Annotated in this window: 20 protein-coding genes; 4 read left to right on the forward strand and 16 right to left on the reverse strand. The window is 35.4% G+C overall.

Annotated elements, in window-relative coordinates; genetic code table 11:
* Positions 1 to 15 precede the first annotated feature (15 nt).
* Positions 16 to 1038, reverse strand: a complete 1023-nt coding sequence (locus DMB71_RS20360; protein WP_111369375.1) for an META domain-containing protein — start codon at positions 1036 to 1038, stop codon at positions 16 to 18.
* Between the two features lie 315 nt (positions 1039 to 1353).
* On the reverse strand, positions 1354 to 1989 hold the full coding sequence (locus DMB71_RS20365) for an MEDS domain-containing protein (protein ID WP_111369377.1): 636 nt from the start codon (positions 1987 to 1989) through the stop codon (positions 1354 to 1356).
* A gap of 130 nt (positions 1990 to 2119) precedes the next feature.
* Between DMB71_RS20365 and DMB71_RS20370 the strand changes: the two genes are divergently transcribed.
* The gene (locus tag DMB71_RS20370; RefSeq protein ID WP_111369379.1) at positions 2120 to 2410 is read left to right on the forward strand and encodes a ribbon-helix-helix domain-containing protein; all 291 of its coding nucleotides are present in this window, start codon (positions 2120 to 2122) and stop codon (positions 2408 to 2410) included.
* 4 nt (positions 2411 to 2414) lie between these two features.
* Here DMB71_RS20370 and DMB71_RS20375 read toward each other — a convergent pair whose 3' ends face one another.
* The 7 genes from DMB71_RS20375 to dcuC all read right to left on the reverse strand — a co-directional run bounded on the left by DMB71_RS20375 (position 2415) and on the right by dcuC (position 10747).
* A complete protein-coding gene (locus tag DMB71_RS20375) occupies positions 2415 to 3113 on the reverse strand; it encodes a DUF1826 domain-containing protein (protein ID WP_111369381.1) in 699 nt (232 codons plus the stop codon).
* Between the two features lie 133 nt (positions 3114 to 3246).
* Positions 3247 to 4020: a lamin tail domain-containing protein gene (locus DMB71_RS20380; RefSeq protein ID WP_111369383.1), complete on the reverse strand. Its 774-nt coding sequence runs from the start codon at positions 4018 to 4020 to the stop codon at positions 3247 to 3249.
* Positions 4021 to 4030: 10 nt separating this feature from the next.
* Positions 4031 to 5314 carry a hypothetical protein gene (locus DMB71_RS20385; RefSeq protein ID WP_162614856.1) on the reverse strand — a complete coding sequence of 428 codons (1284 nt, stop codon included), beginning with the start codon at positions 5312 to 5314 and terminating at the stop codon, positions 4031 to 4033.
* A gap of 7 nt (positions 5315 to 5321) precedes the next feature.
* Positions 5322 to 6860 carry a M14 family zinc carboxypeptidase gene (locus DMB71_RS20390; protein ID WP_111369387.1) on the reverse strand — a complete coding sequence of 513 codons (1539 nt, stop codon included), beginning with the start codon at positions 6858 to 6860 and terminating at the stop codon, positions 5322 to 5324.
* A gap of 4 nt (positions 6861 to 6864) precedes the next feature.
* Positions 6865 to 8208 (reverse strand): porin, encoded by a 1344-nt coding sequence (locus DMB71_RS20395; RefSeq protein ID WP_111369389.1) that lies wholly within the window; start codon positions 8206 to 8208, stop codon positions 6865 to 6867.
* 6 nt (positions 8209 to 8214) lie between these two features.
* Positions 8215 to 9366: a beta-aspartyl-peptidase gene (gene iadA / locus DMB71_RS20400; RefSeq protein WP_111369391.1), complete on the reverse strand. Its 1152-nt coding sequence runs from the start codon at positions 9364 to 9366 to the stop codon at positions 8215 to 8217.
* A gap of 13 nt (positions 9367 to 9379) precedes the next feature.
* A complete protein-coding gene (gene dcuC / locus DMB71_RS20405) occupies positions 9380 to 10747 on the reverse strand; it encodes a C4-dicarboxylate transporter DcuC (protein ID WP_111369393.1) in 1368 nt (455 codons plus the stop codon).
* A gap of 416 nt (positions 10748 to 11163) precedes the next feature.
* Here dcuC and DMB71_RS20410 point away from each other — a divergent pair, with 416 nt between their 5' ends.
* Both DMB71_RS20410 and DMB71_RS20415 read left to right on the forward strand, forming a co-directional pair.
* Entirely contained in the window at positions 11164 to 12165 is a 1002-nt protein-coding gene (locus DMB71_RS20410; RefSeq protein WP_111369395.1) for an SDR family NAD(P)-dependent oxidoreductase, read from the forward strand.
* Positions 12166 to 12258: 93 nt separating this feature from the next.
* Positions 12259 to 13062: a helix-turn-helix domain-containing protein gene (locus DMB71_RS20415; protein WP_111369397.1), complete on the forward strand. Its 804-nt coding sequence runs from the start codon at positions 12259 to 12261 to the stop codon at positions 13060 to 13062.
* A gap of 22 nt (positions 13063 to 13084) precedes the next feature.
* On the opposite strand, the gene DMB71_RS20420 is transcribed toward DMB71_RS20415, so the two are convergent.
* The 7 genes from DMB71_RS20420 to katG all read right to left on the reverse strand — a co-directional run bounded on the left by DMB71_RS20420 (position 13085) and on the right by katG (position 24523).
* Positions 13085 to 14050: an aldo/keto reductase gene (locus DMB71_RS20420; protein ID WP_204251811.1), complete on the reverse strand. Its 966-nt coding sequence runs from the start codon at positions 14048 to 14050 to the stop codon at positions 13085 to 13087.
* A 48-nt stretch (positions 14051 to 14098) separates the two neighbouring features.
* Complete coding sequence (locus tag DMB71_RS20425) at positions 14099 to 14707, reverse strand: class I SAM-dependent methyltransferase (protein WP_111369749.1); 609 nt, start codon at positions 14705 to 14707, stop codon at positions 14099 to 14101.
* 213 nt (positions 14708 to 14920) lie between these two features.
* A complete protein-coding gene (locus DMB71_RS20430) occupies positions 14921 to 16408 on the reverse strand; it encodes a DUF1254 domain-containing protein (protein ID WP_111369399.1) in 1488 nt (495 codons plus the stop codon).
* 331 nt (positions 16409 to 16739) lie between these two features.
* Positions 16740 to 18857: a cation:proton antiporter gene (locus tag DMB71_RS20435; RefSeq protein ID WP_111369401.1), complete on the reverse strand. Its 2118-nt coding sequence runs from the start codon at positions 18855 to 18857 to the stop codon at positions 16740 to 16742.
* Between the two features lie 3 nt (positions 18858 to 18860).
* Positions 18861 to 19436, reverse strand: a complete 576-nt coding sequence (locus tag DMB71_RS20440) for a hypothetical protein (protein ID WP_111369403.1) — start codon at positions 19434 to 19436, stop codon at positions 18861 to 18863.
* A 175-nt stretch (positions 19437 to 19611) separates the two neighbouring features.
* Entirely contained in the window at positions 19612 to 21993 is a 2382-nt protein-coding gene (locus tag DMB71_RS20445) for an arylsulfatase (RefSeq protein ID WP_111369405.1), read from the reverse strand.
* Positions 21994 to 22249: 256 nt separating this feature from the next.
* Entirely contained in the window at positions 22250 to 24523 is a 2274-nt protein-coding gene (katG, locus tag DMB71_RS20455) for a catalase/peroxidase HPI (protein WP_111369409.1), read from the reverse strand.
* Between the two features lie 486 nt (positions 24524 to 25009).
* On the opposite strand from katG, the gene DMB71_RS20460 reads away from it, so the two are divergent.
* The gene (locus DMB71_RS20460) at positions 25010 to 25801 is read left to right on the forward strand and encodes a polysaccharide lyase (protein ID WP_111369410.1); all 792 of its coding nucleotides are present in this window, start codon (positions 25010 to 25012) and stop codon (positions 25799 to 25801) included.
* Positions 25802 to 25830 lie beyond the last annotated feature (29 nt).

Genomic DNA, 25830 nt, shown 5'->3' on the forward strand with positions numbered 1-25830 from the left:
CTTACAGAACTGAATTTATTTTGTAATGCCAAACATCATGACCAATTTATCGTTTAGATAAAAATTAAGCGTTTGGTCTGCTACATCAAAACGCAGGTCTTTATTGCTTAAATAAAATAGCATTTTTTGCTCTGTTTTATTTCCTTCTTCACCAATACATGCCATTAATGTAGCTGCTACTTTATCAAAAGAAATATGATCACCGTTGGTTTCATAAGTTCCTGCGAAGTTGTTGCAACCTGTATTTCCGCTTACTTTCTTTTCTGCTACATTAAATTTGATAGAAGCTTTTCCGTAATCTTGTCCAACATTTTCAAGTGCAATTAGTTTCCAATTGTTTTTACCAATAAAAGCCCACAATTGGTCTTGAGTTGGAATAGAAAATTCCATAACCACTTTGTTCTTAGCATTTTTAAACTGCACTTTATTGTTTTTCTTTACAATTTTGAACTTTTTATTGGTTATTGCAGCGCTAAAATCTTGTTCCAATTTCATACTTTCTTTGTCACAAGCCATCAAAGTTCCCATAGGAGAATTAGTCTTAATTTGATTTTTTGAAGAAAGCTTCGTGTATTTTACGTTGAAATTATTACATCCGTTTTTACCGCTTATTGTACCCGTTTCATCGTTAATTGTGATAAATGCTTTTCCGCTGTTTATCTTTTTTCCGTTTAACTGGGTTAAAATCATTTTGGTATCGTAAATTCCTTTTTCCTTAGTTACAGGAGTTTTAGAAATTATGCTTTTCAGTTTATACAGGTATGCGGAAGCATCAGCCGGAATGGGTTGTGGTCTTTTGGTTCTTGTTACCAATAACTCATATCGGTTTCCTTTTTCAAAATTAAAACCTTCAATATGATCATAAAATAATTGCCATTCTTTGTCATTATCATACTTTACCTGTAGACATTCCATAGGGCCAACACCCGTACAAGGCACTTTACTTTCTTTTACAAACATTTTTAAACTTTCCTGACCATATGTAAATGTTGATAATAACACTACTACAAAAACATACATACATTTAAATCTTTTCATTTATTTTAATTTTTTAGAACACCGATCAAGCGCTCTGATTATTCAATGATTTTTTTGCAGGCAGGAATTGTGCCACTTTAAAATTAATAATGCTTTTAACTTTTTTTTATCAGCGCTGAATTCCGTTTTTTCTTTAACAATTAAACTATTACAAGGCTGGAAACCAGTTTATTTGCATAAATATAACAAAAATAATCCGTTTTGTTATACTTAACATTGTTTTTGTAGTATTTTTAAGCCGTCCAATTAGACTGCCATCTAAATATTTGGCAATGTCATTAAGCTCTTTGATAAGTTTAGAATTAAAATAACCGCTTAAGATGTTAGCGCACTATCACGAGAAGAAAGACTAGAAAGAAATTCTAAAGGTTCTATATAATGCGGGTTTTTGCTAATTTTTCCGTCCTTGATTACATAAGGATGTGTAAGCAAAATATCTGCAAGTGCTTTAGGGCTGAAACTGTTGACATCGTACATACAAATTAGTGAAACTGAATGTTGTGGCGTAAGAAGATTCAATTTAGCTTCATATTCTAAGAGTTCATCAGTTCCTGGCAGGTTCTTGAGAGCCCAAACCATATCTCCGCACGCTCTTACACTATCATAACCTGATCTTGATGCCGACAATAAAGTTTGTTCGAGTGTTGCATACATTTTATCTGCAGCAAATTTACCGCCATTGATATAAGTATTTTCAGAAGCTAGCACTTCTAGTTGACCGCTTGATAGTTTTTCAGCAATAGAGATTCCATTATCTGCCAAACAACGGCAATGTTCGCTATGGCGGTTTCCTTCAAGAATGTTTATGACTTTATCATTGGTTTCTAAACCTTCCAAAATATAAGGAATGATTACTTCATATTGCTGTTCTCTAGAATCGAAAAAACCGCAAATGTGCATTGGAGCCGATAATGTTTCTCCACATACCGAAAAAGATGTCTGTTTGTTCATAGCTCAAATATACGGAAATAGTATTTGGCTACTTCATTATTCCTATAATTAAAAAACTATTTCATCTAAATCATGTTTTTATTTTAAAACTTTGGTGTAAATTCTGCACCAACTTAAAGCATGAGTTATTATGACACAACAAAGTATATCATTAACCGCCACAAATGATGAGTGGTTAAAAAATCAGGTTGACACAGAAGAGTTTAGCAGTAAAAGCGAAGCAATAAACCATTTGATTAATCAAGCTCGTTCGAAAGAAGAATACTATGAATTTGTGACAGCTAAAATAGAAAAGGGAGAAAAAAGCGGTTTTGCAGAAAAACAAACTAGAGAAGAAATGCTAGCCGAATTTAAAAAGGATTTGCCTAATGTACAGTTCTATAGTTGCACAAATCCGGGAGATCACGCCTTCGCCTCATAACAAATCAACAAATCAACAACAATCTATATTCCCCATCATTTTCTACAGGCGCTCTATGAACACAAGGCAAAACTTCTTGTTTTGGATGATCTACCGCCAGACGCCAAAGATGTCCCAATCCTAAATTAATTGGTTCTGCATCTTCACGAAGCTGATAATGCAGATCAAAATAATTTTCTTTTAAAAAGTCTTCAAACTCCTCTTCTGCTCCATCATGAAGTTCTTTTAGCTTTTCTCGAATTTCAGGAATTAAGATTTTTTGTTCTACTTGCGAATTAGCAACAATATCGCTTGATGCTCCATGATAAGTGCATAGAAAAGTGTCGGTTGCAATGGGCGAACGGTCTACGTGAAACGAATACACGTCAGTTGAAATGAAGTCAAACTCATCATCGCGTTCGTAGCATTTCAGTAAATTAAGCGAAGGCGAAGCTCCTAAATCGGCTAATAGTTGTAAATCATTCAAGATTATTTCTCTTGCTATATTTCCTTTTTCTGAAAGTTGAAGCGCAATTAAATCTTCGGGAGTAACTTCTGTGATATTTTCTTTTAAAGACAGCTTGGTAACAATTTCCTTAAAATCGCCATCCAAATTTCTGTGCCAGCATAAAGCATTCATTTCTCCTTTGAAATTGGTATGCACCAGTTCAGAAAAAGTAGACACTACTCCTATTTGGCTATTGTCAGAAAATATATTGCTCATAGTAGAATATAAGAAGCTAATGACTTCGTAGATTACAAAATTATGGAATCGTAACTAAAACAAGCCAGTTTCTTTGAATCATTCACTAAATGATTTCATAAATTACTCAATATAAATCCAAATAAATAAAACATTAATTTGATTTAAGGCCAAGATTGCTGTAATCCCAAGCTCTGTCGCCTGAAATCATCCATTCAGAATTTCCAGCTGAAGTTCCTTTGGTCGTACCCCAGTCTGGACTAGGGTCTTTTACAGTTCCTTTTCTCCAAATAGTTCTATTACGTGTATCTTTGGTTTCTCCAGCAATAGTCCACATAAAATTGTTACGGCTGCTGTTGCTTCCTCCGGAGACTACACGCGCTACATTTGGACTTCCAAAGGCATCAATAATGCTATAAGGTTCTCCGTTTAGCGTATACTTTCCTGCTGCATCTTTTTTCAAAAGCGCAATCCCACTATTACCGCTTAACTGCAAAGGTTTGCTTGCATCTGCATTGGCACTGCTTGTAGTTCCCCAATCTATATCGCGTTTTACAGCAGTTGCATTTGCTTGTGGAGAGGCAATAACGTAACATTTTCCTTTTTCTAATGATCCTGTCAGCAATAAATAATTGGCACTGCTTGTAAAACTCCAGTCTGTAAGTGTATTTTCATCTGATGTGGCTTGATAGCCAATCGCATATTTTGACAAATCTGCTGCGTTTGCAGTACCATTGTACAATTCGACATAATGATTTCTAACTCCGCCCGCAGCTCCATCTGTATTAATGAATGTTGCTATTTCGGATATAAGAAGATCCTTTCCTTCATCTGGTGACGGTGGCTCTGGCGCTGGGCCTGAAAAATCAATATTCGAATCGCATCCTGCCATCAATAAAGCAATCGCTACTATTTTTAGTGCTTTCATAACTCTCTATTTAAAATGAAATTTGTACCGCAAGGTTATTAATCCATGTTGTTTTGTTCTGACCAGCTCCATTCTGATCAATGTAGGTTGCATTAATTCCAAACTTCAAAGCATTATTTATCATATATTTATTAAATCCTACAGTATACCAATGCTGAGTCTGAATTATTGACGTCGCCACATCAAACTCAGGTTTTACATAAGAATAGCGTCCTTCGACTGCCCAGCCATCATGTGTGACATAAGATGACTGAAGGTTAATAGCGCTTCCTAAACTATATTTTGCAGAAGCATTCTCTGGCGTAAGCCTTACTGAAGCTGAAGTATCTGTAAAGAGATCTTTTCCATGAATAGATCCGTCAACGTACTCTCCAACAAAAGCAAAACCGTTATACTTGAATATTAAATCCAAAACGAACTTATTGTAATTTGCAAAAGCGGCTTCACCATTTTCGTCGTAAATACCCGAAACCGTTCCATTGCCAGCACCAATCGAATTGCTTGTTTTGACATTATAACTATCTGCAACTCCTACAGCGAATTTTGGTTTTGGTTCATGATAGATATCTTGAGAAATAAAGGCATTGTTTTTAATAAAATCACCTAAAGGCATAAAATCAATTCTTCCTCCGTATTTAAAACCTGAATTAGCCACAGGATCAAAAAATCCCTGTCCCTCTCCTGTAGTGATCGATACAGATGGATAGAGCCTCATTTTGTTGATACTGAAATTGGTTTCAAAAAACAAACCGCCTTCTCTAGTGGTGCTTACAAAATTTTGCATTAAACCGCCGTATATACTTCCGTCATTCGATTTTCCAGATATTGTTGGCGCCATAATCGAAGCATATCTTTCATCTGCCATTGCGAGCCTATTGTTGGTGTTGGTTTGTCGTTCACCAAATACAAGTCTGTATTTTTTATTCTTGCTGGCTATTCCGATCCAACCTTCTAATATACCGGTTGTTCCAGTGAAATCAGACAAAATAGCCATTGTAAGCCTATTATCATAAGCCGAAAAATTCAATCCGAGACGGACAAGATTAAGAGACAGCTGTTCAGAATTTGTTGTAACATCCTCAACATCTTCACTCTTTAACTGAAAACCGGGCTGCAAAGTGGCATTAATATTAAAAACAAATTTGTCTTTTTTGCTAAGCGTAATATATGTGCCTTCTCCTGCAACATAACGAACGTTTGAGTCAGACTTTCCTACCTCAGACACTTGCGCACGTAACGATTGAAATGCAACTGCTAATGTGCAAAATATAAACAGGGTATATTTTAATTTCATACTGTTATTATTTAGTGGATAATTGAGATAATTGTTCACGAGATATACGATATATCGGAATCATATTTTCTTTATTTTTTTTTCTGATAATGTTGTTTGCATATAAAGAATTTGCTCCTTCAGGCTCCATAAGGTCTGCTATCACATTGCTCATAGGCTGCTGCGAGTCTATAACTAGAGCCTCTTCTGGTATAGAAACTGCTCCTTCTACAATATTGATCTGCCCTTTTTCATTTACAGCGTATTGTTGTATTTTGTTAAACTGAAAAGGCTGTTTTATCACTTTCACCGAAACACCAGATACTTCAAGCACTTTTTTTACTTTCTCCGATGCTGGAAAGATTATAAATGCACCAGGTTTTGGTCGAGTAATAACAGGTGACTGATTTACATTGTAATTAGCATTAAAAACAATGGTTGTATCAGAAACTTTACATTTATCTACAAAGTGATAATTCCTTTTAATTGTTTCGGGTTTTGAAGTACTTACCGAAACTCGTGTTGCTTCTATAGCATTCTTATTAGCGGTTTTAATAGCCTCTTTTATTTCCGATTCATGATCGTGTGCTATTTTTAGGTAAGACAATCCTGTGAGAGCTGCTGTTTCGATTCTTCTTTTTGCCGATTTTTCTTTTTCTGATAATCCTCGAATTTCCATTAACATTGAAATCCTATTTTGTAATGCATAATTTGTTGCACTTGAACGAGAAGCAATACCTCCTATATTTAGCCAGACTTCATTGTCTTTCATAAATGTGGTGCAATAATCAGCTACCCTTCTGCCTTTATCTGTTAAAAAAGATTTTGTAGGCTCTACAAATACAGTTTTTATTACATCACGAATTGCTGGATCTACATTTAGATTTCCTGTATAAAGAAACAGAATGTCGTATGCGGAAGTATAACAGTCATTTAATTCCTTAAAATCTAATCTTGCTGGCGAGAATTCATGAAAATCGACCACGACATGAGGATCAAATTTGTTAATTGCTAGTTTTAGATTTGTACTTTCTTTAGCATTGAGAATAGTAAGATCCCTATTTAAATCGATACTGTTATTGCTTGCTCTCGTCTCTGCAGTTCTCCCGTCTGCATTTACCATTGGCACTACTTGAAGAATCATATTATCCAGCAAAGCCAAATTTGAAGGATCATGCGTTACCAAATACATTAAATACAGCATTCCGTCAGTTGATAAGGGCTCATTTCCATGAATACCTCCGATAAAAGTAACTCTCAATTTATCTTGATCTGCGGTTTTACTTTTACGTGTCAGTAAAATCATGGGCTGATTTTTTCCTTTTTGAGTTGTTCCAATCGAACTAACCGTTATTATATCTGGATATTTGGCTGCTAATTCGTTTATAAAAGAAAGTACATCTTTATATTTCGTAAAATAATTGAATACAGGATTGCCTCTTGTTATTGGCACAGGCATATCAATTGTCGGATCAGGAAAATATTTCTGATAAATATCTTCTGTCTGTCCTTTCATTATTGGAACAAAACAGATTGTAAACATGATAATTAATAGTGACTTTTTCATTTCGCTATAATTGAAGAGTAAACATTATTTGACCATATATATTCCCCTTTACATCAGGTGTTTTTAACATGTCTTTGTATTCCTGATAACCAACTTCTGTCTGCAATTTTAAATTATGTCCGCTAAAATAAAAGGTTCCAACACAACTGTAATAACGATTCATATCTGCAAAATTGGCCGCATTAGGGTCGTTCTCGATATAAGAATACCTGCCAGATAAGGCAAATGAATTAAAACAATATCCTGCCTGCACATTAAAACCGCTTCCTACATTTAATCGACTAAGCACAGTATTTTTTATCTGTTCTGGAGTTTGGCCAGTATAAGGCGTAAATTTTCCGCTTGTATTAAACTCTCCTGCAATACCCGATGGCACTTTAGCATGAGTATAAACATATTCGCCTAGAGAATACCACCCACGATATTTGAACATATAATCTATTCCTGTTTTCAGTAAATCAGGAAGAAGCTCATTTTGCGCAGCATCACCATAAATATATCTTCCTCCATTAGTTCCTTTTGCCGAACTAATACCGTCATTGTAACTAAAGGTTGGACCAATGATTAGTTTCGGAACACGTTCATGCACTAAATCGTCCATAAAATATTCGCCTCCTTTGCTGAAAGTTCCAAAAGGCAGATAATCTAGTCTAATGCCATACTTAAATCCGCCGTAATTCTTTTGTAATGCAGAAGTTCCGTCTCCTGTTGTAATAGAAACATATGGTTTTAGAACATTTCCTCCGAAACGATATATTCCATAATATCGAATTCCATAATCAAATATCGGATCAAAAGCTGTAGATATGGCACTTCTTTCAATAAACCCAAGCGATTCTCCTTCTATCCTAGCTTCACGCGAATCGTCATAATTGGCACGTACTCCAAAATTGATACGATGATTGGGACTGGGTCTGTATTCTACTAGCGCATCCTGCAAAGTATTATTATAAGAACGCGATCCAGTGGTTGTACTTTGATAGTTTCCAACTAGATTTATACGGAGCCTTACATAGACTTTTTCATTAAATAAGGTTCCTCTGAAGTTAAATCTAGCTCTTCGAATATTAAATTCTGAACTGTAAGAATCAAAATTATCAGTAGAACTCACTCCGGCCAATAACTGCAAGCTTTGCGTAAAGTTAAGCCAGGTGCTAGCAGACTCTAGAGTAAGTCCATCACCCAATGCATAACCCTTTTTCAAGCGCATGGCTTCAGACATGTCTCGATTTTGAGATGCCTGTTCAGAGTCCATATCATTTTTAATTTCCAGTTCGTCATCTTCCTGTGCTATTGCAAAGTAGCAGTTTGAGAAGAATAACAGCAATAAGAATAGTTTTATTTTCATATTTATCTAATCTTTCTTTTCAAAACTTCCGCGAACTATAATTTCTCCTTCCTTCATCATCACTCTTCCTCGAGCTATGACGTCGGTCAAATTAAAATTGGAATCAAACAGGCATAAATCGGCGTCGCCTCCTACAAAAACACTTCCCTTATTTTTGAGTGATAGATTGCGAGCTGGCCCCGATGTTACCAATTGAATAGCTTGTCCTATCGGCATATTAGCTTCTTTTACGAGTTTTTGCACCTGTTTTAAATTCAGATCAATCGGTGCTTTTTTGAAGCCAATAAGATTACCGTCTTTGTCATTTACTCCCAGACCAGCATTGCCATCACTGCTGAAAGTCATATTCTCCATCGGAACACCTTTTTTTAGAGCATAAAGAACTTGCTTGTAAGGCTCATCAAATTTGGTTCCGCCTGTAGTTATATCAATCATTCCTCCTAGTTTTGCAAAACGAATAGCTTCTTCAAATAAAGGTGCCGTTCTGCCGACATGAGTTGGAGATATATTTCTAATGGGAAAATCATATTGTTCTACCAAATCAAGCAGTAGCTGCATGTTTGTTTTGAGCGCTCCAAGATGTACATGCATAATTCCCTTTTTACCCGATGTCAAACCGCCAACATGAACATCTTTTAAAATTGCCAGCAGTTCTTTAGCTGTCGGAAAAGACGAACGTTCATCACTGATAGCTACTTTGCATCCTAATACTTTATCTATAAACAGCATATCATCTAAGACTGAACCCATCATCGTAATTGGAGGAAGACCAAAATAACTGGTAAGCATATAAGCCGTAATTCCTTCGTTATCTAGCGCTTTGGTCTTAGCGTAAAGCGCTTTCAAATTTTTTGTAGCTCCATCAGTACCTAGCAACCCAACTACTGTTGTTGTTCCACAGCTAATAAACTCAGATAGGGCAATTTCTGGTGTAAGCGAATGAAAACCATGCTTGCCCCCTGCACCTGTAATATGTACATGCTGGTCTATAAATCCTGGAGTTACCATTTTTCCGTTTGCATCAATAATCTCAAGATCAGGGAGATTCAGGCTTATATTATCGCTAACTAGCGCTATTTTTTCTCCACAGATTAAAATATCTTTCTTTCCTAAGGATTCAGGAGCATATAAGACTGAATTTTTTATTAGTTTAAACATCTTTACTTAATTTTTAAATAAAATAATGAAATACGAGCATAAACAATAAGCCTATTGACATGGGAATTGCATTGCGTTTTGCAAGATCCATTGGCTGAACATCAGCTATTTTGGCAATACCGACTATTACGCCCGCAATAGGCGAAACAGCTCTTCCCATGCTTGAAGAAAGCTGCATAGGCAGAATAATTCCTGCTGCTGAAGTATTAAATTTGGCTGCAATTCCTGGCACTAATGGCGAAAAAGAAAAGAAAGAAGCATTACCGCTCCCCATAAGCACAGAGGCCAAGAAAATTATAATGGTCATTAATATTCCAATACCCACAATTCCAAGCCCTAAACTCATAGAAACATTGGTAAGACTATCAATAAATCCAAGCGAAATTAATCCGTTGGCGAATATTTCTGCACAGACAATCAGCGTAACGACAGATGCAAAGACTTTTCCCATACCTTCCCAAAATATTTTAAGTGATCCAAAAACTTCCTTTACATTTCTAAGCCTCACTATTTCCATTACCATTGTAACTGCCAGAGATATTAGCATTGCCGTTGTGGTATCGAGATGAACAGGTTTAGTGAAAATATTTATAATTGGAGAAAATAGAATTAAAAGCAATAAGGGAAAAATGGGCAATACTGCATAAATCAAAGGCGTTTTCAAAACAATTTCATCAGGATTATAATCTGCATACTGTTCTTTTGGTAATTTTTGATCATAATGTTTATTTACAAAAAAATAGATAATCATCAAGAGTGTAGTCATCGGAATTACCAATGGCAGCTGATACTTAATAAAGTACTCTACATTATGCATATCCAGTAGCTGCGAAGCTCGAGCAGTATTAGCAGATGCCGGTCCCATATCAAATACGGTACAGGCAGAAATTACTGCTACGGCAGAAACCCTGCTTACGCCTAACGAAACTAGTATTGGAAAAAATGATGCAACCAATAATAAACCTAGCCCTGTTGCTGATGGCGTACAGATGAAAAGAACCTGACCGATAGGTATAACTATAGAAGCTGCGAGATAAGGATATTTTTTAAAAATGCCAAGTGGCTTTACAGCTACATGAACCAATGCATTGCTAGCGCCAATTGCTTTCATATAAGCAACAAATCCGCCAATTGTCATAATCATGAGTCCAACATTAGCTGTTTTGTCGGATAATGATTCCTGCAAACGCTTAAATAAATCAAATGCGAAAATTCCTGTTGGCTGCGCTACAGGATTAACTTTATAATTTAATAGAGATGCAAAGACAATCATTAAGATGCCAGCAAAAAGAAGAACTGCCTGCGGGTTGAATTTTTTCACAAGCAGATAAGCTGTTATAGCTATAAATAAGATACTAATCACCAAACCTAATCCATTCATAAACAACTAGATAAGTTAGACAATAAAAATATTCGATTAAATTTAGCTCTTTTTTTGTTTTATTTTAACAACCTAGTTAGAATTAGCAATTAAACAAATATGACCGACTATAAGCAGATTATATTTGATAAAATTCAAAACAAAGCCATTTTTTACAAGAACAAATTAAATAACGAAGTTTTTTCTTATAATGCCACATTAAAAGAAAACATACAATCTTGTCTATAAAACACTTAACAAAAGCTAAATAAGATTTGTTTTACAATATTTTTTAGACCATTTTTTTAAATTTAAATCTATTATCAGCTTTGTAATCGAATTTGAATGACATTTTGAACAAAGTAAATTGACTTTTTAAACAAAATCAAGGCTTCAAAGTGTGCCTTACTTTGCATCATAACTTTTAATAATTAAAAATGATACTAAACAATTATCAAGGAGCGTTACAACAACCGCTTAATTCAGGGTTTAATGCATTGTCAACAACAAATGATGTAATCAAAGGAATTAGTCTTGAGGGAAAAAATGTAATTGTAACGGGCGGAAATGCAGGCATAGGTCTAGAAACCACTAAAACACTTGCAAATGCTGGTGCGACAGTAATCGTAGCGGCAAGAGACATTGAAAAAGCTAAAAACAACTTGAAGGGCATTAAAAATGTAGAAATAGAAGCAATGGATATTATTGATCCTGAATCTATTACTGCTTTTGCAGATAAATTTATCTCATCAGGCAGAGCTTTGCATTTACTTATAAATAATGCTGGAATTATGTGGGTTCCTTTACGGAGAGACGGCCGTGGAATCGAATCTCAACTGGCTACAAATTACTTAGGGCAATTTCATCTAACATTAAAGCTGTTTCCTGCACTTAAAAAGGCAAATGGTGCAAGAGTTATTAATGTCTCTTCACTTGGACACCATATGTCACCCTTCAACTTTGAAGATCCTAATTTTCTTCATCGCGAATATGAAACTTTACAAGCTTACGGACAGTCAAAAACAGCTTGCAATTTATTTTCTCTTGAACTTGATAATCGTATAAAAGCATACAATATAAGGGCTTACTCGCTTCATCCCGGTTCAATTGGAGGAACAGAATTAGCAAGAGAAGCATCATTGGAATTATTTCAAAAAATGGGTTTCTTAGATGCAGACGGCAATATGGTTCCTGAAGTTGCTGCAAGATTAAAATCGATACCGCAGGGCGCGACAACAACTGTATGGTGCGCCACAAGTTCTTTACTTGACAATATTGGAGGAGTTTATTGCGAAGATGGAGATATTGCGTCATTAGCATCTGAAGAAAGTATCGGAATATATGGTGTTCACCCCTATTCTCTCGACAAAAGCAATGCTAAAAAATTATGGAATTTAAGTGAGCAAATGACAGGTGTGTCTTTAAAATCAGTAAACTAATATGGGTTTTAAAGAAAAAGAAATGATACTTTCTATCTTTGTAATCATAAATCCTGGCATGACAGACATGAAAGATAAATTAATCAATTAGTTATGGATCACGTATCAAGATATTTAACTCCAGAAATTAAACTTTCCTGCTATGAGGACAAATTCTTCAAATCAGATATCATGTTTGATGATCATATGTTAATCTGGTTTATTTCTGGAGAAACAAAAATTATACAGTATGATGTCTCCTTTCTTTTTAAGAAAGGAGATATCTTCTTAATACCAAGAAACCAACTTGCAACGATAATTAATTATCCTTCAAACGGAGAACCACACAAAACGGTTGTGATGCATCTTTCTGTTGAACGGCTAAAAAACTTTTATCAGAATATCGAGCTTATAAAAAGCCTGATACCTGAAAACAAAATTTATAGTTTTAATAATCACCCTTTATTAGAAAGCTGTCTAGCTTCACTTGTGCCTTATTTTGATTTAAAAAGCAATTTCTCAGAAGATTTGGCTTCTTTAAAAATAACTGAAGCTTTGAGCATTTTGAGAGAAATTGACAAAACGGTTGACAATGTACTCGCTAATTTTGATCAACCCGGTAAAATCGATCTAATTGGTTTTATGGAACGGAATTTTATGTTTAACATGCCTTTAGAAAAACTGGGCTATCTTACCGGACGCAGTTTATCAACATTCAATAGGGATTTCAAGAAGCATTTTAATACCACTCCTCAAAAATGGCTTACTCATAAAAGACTTGAATTGGCTTATTATCAATTGGCAGAAAAAAAGAAAAAACCAATCGATGTATATCTCGAAGTAGGTTTCGAAAACTTATCTCATTTCTCCTATGCGTTTAAAAAACTATATGGCATTTCTCCTAAGCAGATAATTTAAAAACAAGCGTTTTAAACCGACTTTAACTCCATTCTGGAAACTGAGTTCTATTTAAATCTAATTTTTCAATCGCTTTCATATCAGCATCATCAAGCTTGAAATCAAATATATTGAGGTTTTCTACAATATGTGCTTTTTGAGAAGATCTCGGAATAGCTACAATACCACGCTGTAAATGCCATCTTAGACTTACTTGTGCAGTAGTCTTACTATGCTTTTTGGCTATTTGAGTTAATGCTTCGTTTGTAAAAAGAGCATTACGCCCTTCTGCAAAAGGCGCCCAAGCCTGCATCTGTACATTATGCTGTTTTAGTACTTTATAATCATTTGCCTGTTGAAAATAAGCATGAGTTTCGATCTGATTTATAACAGGTTTTACCTCAGCATAAGACAAAAGATCTTCCAACTGCGCAGGATCGAAGTTACTTATACCGATGGCTTTGATTTTTCCTGCTTTGTAAAGTTCTTCCATTGCTTTCCAAGATCCTTTTACATCGCCTCTCGGACGGTGTATAAGATACAGATCCAGATAGTCCAATTGCAATTTTCTTAGTGTTTCTTCAAAACCTTTTTTTGCATTTTCATAACCCGCATCATCAACCCATAATTTTGAGGTAACAAAAAGCTGCTTTCTGTCAATTTCGCTTTGTTTTATCGCTTTTCCTACCTCAACTTCATTTCCGTACACTTTTGCGGTATCAATAAGGCGGTAACCTGCAGATATGGCTTCAACTACAGATTTCTGGCAAACCTCGCTGCTGAGTCCATAAGTTCCGAATCCGAGCATAGGCATTTTTAAACCATTATTCAGTTTAATATCTGGAATGCCTTTAGCATCTTTAGCATCTTTAGCATCTTTATCAATCAAGACATTTCCGAATACTTTAGGCATACCTAAAATACCTAAGTAAATTCCAGCTGTCGCTAATGTACTATTTTGTAAAAACTTGCGTCGGCTTATTTCGTTTTTTGGGTTTTGAGAATTCATGTTTTTTGGTCTATTAGTCAGTTAGTAATCAGCTAATAAAAATATGTATTATATTGTAAAAACTCCAAATGTAAAGTTCTGAATTGTCTCAAAAGGAGTTTTATGATCAATTAAAAACGAATTTATCAATTGAAAGCTCGGTTTAAATCGTTCTTCTAAAGATTTTTCAGAATATTGTTTGATTTCTATTCCGCTGCATTTTGTTGGTCCTGTCTCAGAAAAAGTACCAATTGCCAAAATTCCGTTTTTGACTATTGCTTCACTGGCAATTTGCAAATACTTCTGAATGTCTTTTTCTTCCGTCAAAAAGTGAAAAGCAGCTCGATCATGCCAAAAATCGTATTGAAAGACTGGCTTAAAATCTGTTACATCAGATACGATCCAATTTACTTTTTCAGCATCTTTCCCTAAACGCTTTTGAGCTTTTGAGATTGCCTCTTTTGATATATCTAAAACCGAAATATTAGAATATCCTAGTTTCAAAAGTTCATCTACAAAAAAACTATCACCACCGCCAACGTCAATAATTTTAGCTTCGAGAGGAATTTTATATTGTTTCATTAAATCTAATGAAGTTTGAGGAACTGGCTGATACCAGCTAACTTCTGTCAGATTTTTTGTTTGATATATGTTTTCCCAATGCTTCCTTTTATCCATTTCTATATTTTTTAACCATTCTTGTTTTCTTAAATCTAAAAACTGATTCAACAATTAGAAGAATCAATCTAAAAATAAAGATATTCAAAAAAACAAAAAAGCCATATTAATAAATACAGCTTTCTCATTTTTAATTATATTTCTTTTAAATTCACTCCTTTCTTTTCGCCATCCTTATCAATGGTCACACGCTTCTCGATATTGGCTCTATCACTAAATCTTTACTACTCCAGGCGGTGTCCATTCATCTTTTAAAGTAACTTCATCTGGCCAGTAACATCTAATGTACAAAGAGAATGCTCCTTTGGGTGCAGGTAGCCAGTTTACAGCTTTATCCCCTTCTGGTTTAGTATTTTGAACATATAATGTCAAGGAACCATCCGTATTATACTTTAAATCTTTATTTTTTGTCCCTATAGAAAAGCGCTTAAGTTCGTTTGGCACAAAAAAATGATACTCATCATAAAGAGTTAGTGACCAAAAACCTTTTACAGGAGGTGTCTTTCCTTTTGGAAACGTAATGGTGTATTTATTACTTCCAGAAAGTCTGTTTCTAGAAGCATCATAATCCTGATAGAAATATTTAGATTCGTTTGGCTTATTTACAAAAATATTAGATTTTGCACAAGCTGCTCTTGTCAAGTAATCTGTCCCAAACTGTGCTCCATTTTTCTGCGTTGTCCAATTGTCTTTAACTGGATATCCAACATTCTCAAACTGGAATAATGGTTTTATTAAATTTTTCTCTGCCTCAATTGCTGTCTGCACTACAATTGCTTTTAGTTTAGGATTTTTATTTACCTCTGTTACAAAAGCTTGCACTTGAGCGTACCATGTTTCTTCTCCTTTAAGCGGCGGCACTTCTTTTAAAACTTCTGGCACTTCATCAAAGAACGTTTCTGGTTTAACCCACTGCGTTTCTTCTTTTGATGCTTCCTTATCAGCGGGAGTTTTTGGAAGTTTAGCATAATCTACCGTTTTCATTTTTCCATCAAACTCTGCAAGAGGATACAAAACAACCTGACTAATCAGAGGCTGAACTGCTTTTTTATCAGTAGGGTTATCCTCTTGAAAAATTCTTGGTATAACCATTCCAAATGCTGTGGCAGACTTAAATACACCACTGATTCCATCTGGAACTTTCCCGTTCCATTCTTTGGTCGTCAACAAATAAAAACCAGGTTTTGTACCGTACATTTTTCCAAGCTGCGCAAAACCATCTGTACGCTGATCGCATACTTGGTATACCCAAAAACGATCGCCAAAATCGGGTACCTGTACAACAACAGCATCTTTGCTCAAATCTAAAGGTGCTCCACCATACACCACATCCTGATTCGGACATGCAACATCTCTTTCTGCCGCCTCTACATAATCCGTCAACATAGCAGAATGATTAATTGACCCTAAAGGAAGAATCCCTTTATTAAGTATAGGATGCGGAATTTTTTCAAACATTAGCTTTCTATTGTGCATATTGACCATAGGCCACGCCCACAAATAAATATTTCCTGCCATTGTTTTCACGTATTCAGGCGTCATAATTGTATTGGGAACTGGTCCCGATATCGCGGCTACATTAACCGAATCATTTTGTGTTGCTACGGCTGTTTCGCTTTTCTGAGTCTCTTTTTTGCATGACACCAATGCAATAAAAGTCAAAGCTGTAATGGTCATCAATGGAAATATTTTTTTTTTCATTTTTTTTTCGTTTTAATGGTTCAAAAAATAAAATTTATTGAAAAAGTATTTTTTATTTATCTCGAAATGACACTGTTCAACATAAATATTACTCCGAAACAAAAACTTTTCGATTCTTATAAAAAGGAATTTGAAAAATGAGAGTTAGTAAAACCCTCTGAATTAAGTATAACCTCAGAAATTTATTTTACTAAAATACAATGAAGAGCTCGAAAAAAGCGTAAAAAGACATTTAAAACAGGTTGCAAATTATAATTTGCAACCTCTTTTAAGCAAAAAAAAAAAAATGAATGTTTTGATGGCAAAAGCAGAAAAATATAGCGCTACATCATTATTTAAAAATATTTCGAATCGCTTTTCCTATTTCTGCAAAATCATCATGACTGCTCACAGATCTTTTTTCTGTATTATTTGTAGTGGTTTTAGAAAAAGGATAAATAAGCATATAGTTGTTGTTATTAAATTTATGGTTCAAAAGATCTGGAATATCTCTCATTTTAGGAAAATACGAATGCATTCCCCGATCTCCCATCATAATAATCAGACCTTCATTTTCTTCGATAGAAAGTGCGGTTTGCTGAGCATCTCCCCAATTTGAAAAAATATCAAATGTGGCTTCTATAGAGGCTTTTTTTGCAATTCTATTTAAAATATTTAGTGTTTTATCTTTTCCGTAGAAACTCATTTTGGCTCCAGAATTACGGCCTATATTCCAGATTCGTAACATCGAATGAAAAAATCCTGCATCTAGTTCGGCATCTGCTGGTATAAAAACCAAATATCTTTTAATCGTAGCTGCAGGCTGTACAGCATGATATACCATAAGATTAATGTTTTTATTTCGAAGGTAACCGTTATACAAATTATATACGAACGAAGACGAAAAACCTTTTTCTCCTTCAAGTCCTACAATAAGATCTGTAATCTCTTTTTCTTTTATCACATTACTTATTCCGCTTGCTATATCATTATCATGACGCGTAATCGGATGCAACTCTACATCGGCTGCAGAAGCAGCTTTAACGGCATTTTCTAATATTCGTTCGGCATTTTTTTCAGAAGATTCATTTACATCTTCATTAATTACATTTACGGCATAAAGCTGTTTATTGGACGCAGATTTTACCATTAAACCTAGATTTACCATTTTTTCTACAGTAGCTTCATGGTTAACTGCCAAAAGTATATTTTCTTTTTCCTCACTTTTACCCGATACGGTATTATCTTTATCTGCCTGCGCTATACGCTGTGCACTTGCCATAGATACAAAAGACGATACGGTACAAGAAATAAGAATCAGAAGAATACTTCCATTAAGTACATGTTCATTTAAAAGTCTTATGGGTTCGCCAGCATCATTTTCTCCAATAATTATATTATAACCCACCATTACAGAAGCCAAAGTAGCTGCCGCAGATGCCGAACTCAGCCCAAAAATCAGTTGTCCTTCATCATTAGTCAGTTTAAATGTCTTTTTCGTTAGCATCGCGGCAACGTATTTTCCTCCAATAGAAGCAATAAGCATAATTGATGCTACCCACAATGTTTCCCAACTTTGTATAAAAGCATTAAAATCGATCAGCATTCCGACGCTTATTAAAAAGAAAGGAATAAAAATGGCATTTCCGACAAACTCCACTCTATTCATCAATGATGACGTATGCGGAATCAATTTGTTTAAAGCTAATCCAGCAAAAAAAGCTCCGATAATAGATTCGATACCTGCCAACTCGGCCAAAAGTGCTGCCAGATAAATCATGACAAGTACAAAAAGGTATTGAGAGATTTTATCTTCTACGTTTTTAAAAAACCAGCGGGCAATTATTGGAAAAACGAGCAATACAATTAATGTAAAAACAACCATTGAAATTGATAGCTTCACCCAAAAAGCTGTTCCTACTTCTCCTTGCGACATTCCAACAACAGCTGCTAAAACAAGAAGCGAAAGCACATCGGTAATCATCGTTCCTCCTACTGTTATGTTTACCGAGAGATTTTTGGCAATTCCTAAACCGCTTACCATTGGATACACAATTAAAGTATGCGAAGAAAATAGACTGGCAAAAAGAATTGAAGTAAGCAATGAAAAGCCCAGTATATAATAACCGCCGACAAGTCCTAAAATAAACGGAACGGCAAAAGTGAAAATAGAAAAAATAATACTCTTCCATTTGTTCTTTTTAAAATCGGCCATATCGATTTCCAGACCTGCCAAAAACATAATATATAAAAGACCTGTAGTTCCCGTAACTACTACACTGCTGTCTCTAGAAAGCACGCCAAAACCATTAGGTCCTATAAGCGCACCGGCAATAATAAGACCCAACAAATGTGGCACTTTAATTTTATTCAATAAAAGCGGAATGCATAAAATGATGATAATCTCAATAAGATACTTTAATAGTGGATCTTCTATAGGAAAGGTTATATGATGTATACTCAGTAGCATAAATTACTTTTTATTGGATGGAGTAAGTTCAACTGAGAATTTTGCTATGCAATTATCCTGACCAGTAATAGTCTGCGTGCCTTTAATGATATTTTTTTTAATATCATCGAGCACGACACTCACTTTTATTTTGTTTTTAGAAGAAGTTTCTTTTGCAGAATCAAGCACTATTCTACTTTCTAGGTATTGTCCCGTGAAAACACGTTTAATTTCATTATTGCTGACAACGTTTGTGTACATTCCAGTAGAATCTGATATAAATTCCCAAACTTCGTTTCGCTGATCTCCAATAACATAATTACTGCAGTTCGATTCTCTGCAGATCATTTTACTGTTCCATGCAATTTTAAGGTTTTCTGGCCATTCTTGTATTTTAGGAAGTGTATCTTTTACTTTAGAAAGGGACAATAAACTGTCTTTCATTTTTAACAACTTTTCGTATTCTGCTTCTTTATCCTGAAATTGTTTTTCTCTTTCTAAAAGCGATTTTTCGCGCACAATAAGTTCCTGCTCTTTTTTATTGCTGCAAGAATATAAAACAAGAATAAAACTGATAAGAAAAAACCTCTTTATAGTCATAAGAATTGATTTTGGATTTTACAAGTTAAGTAGAAAAATCCTTTTTATTGTCATAAAAAATGAGAAAAAAGAGTTTTTTTCTGACTTCAATTATTAATTTAAAAAAAGTCCAAATGCTTTTCATACCAATAGAAAAAACATTTGGACTTATATATTGTCATTATCTTGTTATGAATCAAGACTTCAAATTCACTGTAACTTTTTTAATTTCTCCTTGAAATTTAAATGGCACTTCATAGTCTCTTGTTACAGGCGTTCCAAAATCTTCTCCAACATCCAAGGTTTCGTCTGATGAAAATCTTTTCGGAACAGTTCTAGGAATATCTCCTTTTGCAGCTTCTTTTCCATCAACCAAGATTGTAACTTTTGCTGCCTTACCTGCTCCACCGCCAGCATAATCAAAATTCAAAACAACAGTATGTTTTCCAGCAGTTAAAGGTGTTGGCGACTGTATTGTCCATTTATGATCTGGATAATGTGAAAAAGCATAGGAAAAAGTTGGTTTTCCTTTTAAAAGCATAAGAGCTGTTCCTCCAAAATATCCTCCTTGAGTTATAATCATTCCTTCATCACCACTTTTAACTTCAATATCTGCTTTGATGCTGTAGGATGTATTTTTCATATTTGGAGCCATTCCTTCCGTTATGCGCGAAGTTCCTTCATAAAAAACAAATTCACTTCTTCCTTTATTAAAATTAGGTCTGTTTTCAGGATTTAGCCTTTCTATATATCTATCATCTAACGGATAAACTTCATATTTGGATGCTTCTTTATTGAATGCATCCTGCAATTCTTTTAATTTCTGCGGATTTTTAGAAGCAATATTGTCTGTTTGAGAGAAATCTGTATTTAAATTATAAAGTTCCCATTTATAATCGTTTACAGGATCTTTTGAAGCTGGATGATTTCCTTCCCACGGTAATATCTTTGGTGTAGTGCTTGCAATCCATCCGTCTTTGTAAATAGCTCTATTTCCAATAATTTCAAAATACTGTGTGGTATGTTTTTCAGGAGCTTTAGCATTATCAAAAGTATATTCTAAGCTTGTTCCCGCCATAGGCTCTTGAACAAAGCCATCTACGCTTTTCGGAACAGGAAGATTTGCTGCTTCCAAAATCGTAGGCACAATATCTGTAATATGTGTAAACTGGCTTCGAATTTGTCCAGTCTGCTTAATTTTTGCAGGCCATGAAATTACCATTCCTGTTCTGCTTCCTCCTAAATGAGATGCTATTTTTTTATCCCATTGATATGGTGTATTCATTGCATGCGCCCAACTTTGAGAATAGTGTTCTGCCATCCAAGGACCTCCAAAATTATCAAGATTTTTTAGCATAAATTCTTCGGTATCCACTTCACCATTTACCATAATTCCAATTTCACTTGTCAATCCATGACCTGTCGGATCCTCTGCACTTGCGCCATTATCTCCCATGATATAAATAATCAAAGTATTGTCAAGCTCTCCCATATCTTTAATAGACTGAATTACCCTTCCAATCTGATAATCACTATGAGCTAATTGTGCTGCATAAACTTCCATTTCTCGCGCGACAATTTTTTTCATATTTGGACTCAGCGCATCCCACTTCTGATATTCGCTTGGTGTTGGTGCCAATTTTGCATCTTTAGGAATTATGCCCATTGCTTTTTGTTTTTCAAAAGTCATTTGGCGCTGTTTCTCGAATCCGTAATCAAATTTACCTTTAAATTTTTCAATCCATTCTTTAGGAGCCTGATGCGGGGCGTGAGCTGTTCCAGGTGTATAATAAACAAAAAATGGCTTGTTTGGCGATACCGATTTTTGGGTTTCTATCCATTTTATAGTTCTATTTGCTAAGTCTTTATCTAAAATGTAATTTTCATCCACTTTTCCATCTACAATATACGGATCTACAGGTTTTGTATTCTCCATCATTGCAGGTCTGAACTGGTGGGCATCTGCTCCCAGAAAGCCGTAAAAGTATTCAAATCCTAAACCAGTAGGCCATAAATTAAAAGGTCCTGCAGGGCTAGTCATCCAATCTGGAACATTATGGTTTTTTCCAAACCATGAAGTACCATAACCATTGTCTGTTAAGATTTTTCCTATCGAGGCTACACTTCTCGGAACTAGACTGTTATAGCCAGGATATGGCGTAGAAAACTCCATAATAATTCCTGTCGCTGCAGTATGGTGATTTCTTCCTGTTATTAACGCTGCTCTTGAAGAAGAACAAACTGCTGTTGTATGAAAACGGTTGTAGATTAACCCATTTTGAGCAAGCTGGTCAAAAACTGGAGTCGGTACAGGCCCTCCAAATGTCGAACTTGCTCCATATCCTACGTCATCAATCATAATAAGCAAAACATTTGGAGCCCCTTGCGGAGCACTAATTTCTTTCGGCCATTCAATGGGATCAGAATCTTTAATTGTTGGTGCAATTTTACCAACTTTCTGATAAGGTTCAATAGGCAGGACTGTTCGGTCTGGCCAGGCGTTAGATTGTTGTGCATTTGCTAGACTTATAGAAATAACAAAAATTGACACGGCTAATAAGTTCTTAATATGTAACATATGGCAATGGATTAAAGTGAACTATAAAATTAGACTCAAAAGCAAAAACTAATGCAAATCAAACAGCTTAAACATGTTGCAAGTTATAATTTGCAACAAAGTTCTTGTATTAAGTCTTCCGCTTTTTTGCCTTTGAAAAACACTCTTTCAATCATGACATTTCTCGTGATAAAAAAACAATTTAAATACGGAGAGTTTATTGCAAAAAAAAGACGCCAATTATGGCGTCTTTTAAATTTACTGCTTTTGGCAAATATTATTTTTTTAAGTCAAATCTATCCAGATTCATCACTTTAGTCCAAACGGCAACAAAATCATGCACAAATTTTTCATGCGCATCAGAAGCGGCATAAACTTCTGCAATTGCTCTCAATTCTGAATTTGAACCAAAAACAAGATCGGCACGTGTTCCTATCCATTTAGGCTGTCCTGTGCTTCGGTCGTTTCCTGTATAAAGTTCTTTATCATTAGAAACTGATTGCCATTGCGTGTTCATATCCAAAAGATTTACAAAGAAATCATTTGTCAAGCGACCTGGTCTAGTGGTAAAAACACCATTTTTACTTCCGTCAGCATTAATGTCCAAAACGCGAAGCCCTCCTAAAAGCACAGTCAATTCTGGTGCTGTTAGCGTCAATAAATTTGCTTTATCTATAAGAAGTTCTTCTGTTAAAACTGATGATTTTGTTTTTCTATAATTTCTAAAACCGTCTGCTTTAGGTTCAAGATATCCAAAAGATTCAACGTCTGTCTGCTCAGCTGACGCATCCATACGCCCAGGAGAGAAAGGCACAGAAACTGAAGCTCCAGCATCTTTAGCCGCTTTTTCAACTGCTGCAGAACCTCCCAAAACAATTAAATCTGCCAATGAAACTTTTTTTCCATTCTGTGCGTCATTAAACTCTTTTTGAATGGCTTCTAATTTATCTAAAACTACTTTTAATGCAGCTGGATTGTTTACTTCCCAGTCTTTTTGCGGCGCAAGTCTAATTCGTCCACCGTTTGCTCCGCCTCGTTTATCTGACCCTCTAAACGTAGAAGCAGAAGCCCATGCTGTTGAAACTAATTGAGAAATGCTTAAACCCGAGTTTAATATTTTCTCTTTCAGTTGAGCTGTATCCTGATCATTAATTAGTGCGTGATTTACTGCTGGAATAGGATCTTGCCATAGTAATTCTTCGGCAGGAACTTCAGATCCAAGATAAAGAGCACGTGGCCCCATATCACGATGTGTTAGTTTAAACCAAGCGCGAGCGAAAGCATCTGCAAATTCATCAGGGTTTTCAAAAAAGCGACGTGATATTTTCTCATAAACTGGATCCAGTCTTAATGATAAATCGGTTGTAAGCATTGTTGGCAAATGCTTTTTATTTGGGTCAAAAGCATCAGGAATAATGGCCTCTGCATTTTTTGCTACCCATTGATGTGCCCCAGCAGGACTTTTAGAAAGTTCCCATTCAAAACCAAATAAGTTCTCAAAAAAGTTATTACTCCATTGCGTAGGTGTTTTTGTCCAAGTTACTTCAAGTCCACTTGTGATGGCATCTGGACCTTTTCCAGAACCATAACTATTTTGCCATCCTAAACCTTGCAATTCTAAACCGGCAGCTTCAGGCTCTTTACCCACATGGTCTGAAGAAGCGGCTCCATGGGTTTTACCAAATGTGTGTCCGCCGGCAATTAATGCTACCGTTTCTTCATCATCCATTGCCATACGACCAAAAGTATCTCTAATATCTTTGGCTGCCGCAATCGGATCAGGATTTCCATCTGGTCCTTCAGGGTTTACATATATAAGTCCCATTTGCACTGCTGCGAGTGGTTTTTCTAGATTTCTACTATGAATATTTCCATCTGCATCATCATCGGATGAAACAACACCATGATCTTTCGGAACGCCTTCAGAACCATTTTTATAACGTTCGTCACCTCCAAGCCAAGTAGTTTCAGATCCCCAATATACAGATTCGTCTGCTTCCCATACATCGGCACGTCCTCCTGCGAAACCAAATGTTTTAAAACCCATTGATTCTAAAGCAACATTCCCCGTTAAGATTAGCAAATCGGCCCATGAAATCTTCTGTCCATACTTTTGTTTTATTGGCCAAAGCAATCTTCGCGCTTTGTCAAGACTCACATTATCTGGCCAGCTGTTAAGAGGTGCGAAACGTTGCTGCCCTGCTCCTGCTCCTCCGCGTCCGTCATGCACTCTGTAAGTACCGGCACTGTGCCAAGCCATACGTATGAAAAGTCCGCCATAGTGACCAAAATCAGCAGGCCACCAATCTTGTGAATCAGTCATAAGAGCATGTAAATCTTTTTTTACTGCTTCAAGATCCAGACTTTTAAACGCTTCTGCGTAATTAAAATCCTTATCCAGCGGGTTTGATAATGCTGAATTTTGTCTCAAGATATTTACCTTTAACTGTTTAGGCCACCAGTCACGATTTTTCGTTCCCGAAGCTGCTTGCTTGTCCATGCTCCCATTATGAAAAGGGCATTTGCTGATGTCATTTGATTGATTATCCATAGTTGAAAAATTTTTATTTTTGACTAAATTACAAACTAATGAAAGAGAAAATTAAGGCTGTAGATCGTAAATACTTCTTCCGAAATAGACAAAATCTATTCATAAACATTTCTCGCATTTAAAATCCTTATGACTCAGATAGTTTTACAAAAAATGTTTTTTATTTGATAAAATAACATTTTTCTCATGAGGTTTTAACTACAATAAATTTAGTAAAAAGAATCTTTTTATTTATATAAAATTTTACAGTACAGCCATTTGCAGCAAATATTTGATCCGCAACAGTATTTTAGATATTAAATAATGTTCAGAATTCTCCTAAAAACATGCAAAAAATATCGTCTGTATTTTTGTGTACGTAAAAACGTACTTAATTACTCCTCCCTAAAACTATTATTATCCAACTTTACACTTTCGGTTCCAAATACCGTAATCTACTATCTATTTACTAACTATTAATTGTTTACTAACCTTAAAATTTAAAAAATGAAGAAATTCTTAAAATTAACCAGTATGCTATTTACCATGGCATTAGTATTTATTTGTTGCGAAAAGGAACAAGAAGATATAAATGCTCCTCAAACCGCTAAAAAAGAAGCACAACAAATTGCAAGTAAAGATACTCTCGGATCTAATTCGGCACTTGAGGGCAATACAACTGCAAAAGGTACAGCTGGAGCAAGAACAATCACATTGCAAACTAATACGTTATCTTGTCCTGGCGGATTATGCACATCGTATGGTGTTTGGTCAACTGGCGTTTACACCGTTTGGTTCCAAATGAAATTTAATAACGGGTTTTACTGGAGCCGTGGTGGAAAATGTGGATATGGAATCTTAATTGGTGACCAAAATACAGGTGGCGATGCAGCATGGGATGGAAATGGCGGAAGTGCGAGATTCATGTGGTACTGCCCTAATGGATCAAACACAGCTAAAGGAAGCGGCGCCTATCTACAGCCGTATGTGTATTATAGAGATCAGCCTGGACAATATGGAAATGATTTTGGAAAAAAATATTACATCCAAGAAGGTGTTACATATAACTGTCAGATATCTGTTAAGTTAAATACTGGATCAAATACAGATGGATATGTAAAATACTATGTAAATGGTACTGAGATATTGAATGAAAAAATTCGCTGGGTAACTAACGATGCTAAGCGAAATGTAAATGCTGTAAGTCTTCATACTTTCCGTGGCGGAAGCCAAGATTACTGGACAGCTCCTGTAACAAGTTCTATCTATTATCCGAGCGCTTCTTGGGATGCTCTATAATATATAAGCTTTAAAACGATTTGGATCCG

Origin of the sequence: Flavobacterium tistrianum (genome assembly GCF_003254545.1) — a bacterium.
GTDB classification, from domain to species: Bacteria; Bacteroidota; Bacteroidia; order Flavobacteriales; family Flavobacteriaceae; genus Flavobacterium; species Flavobacterium tistrianum.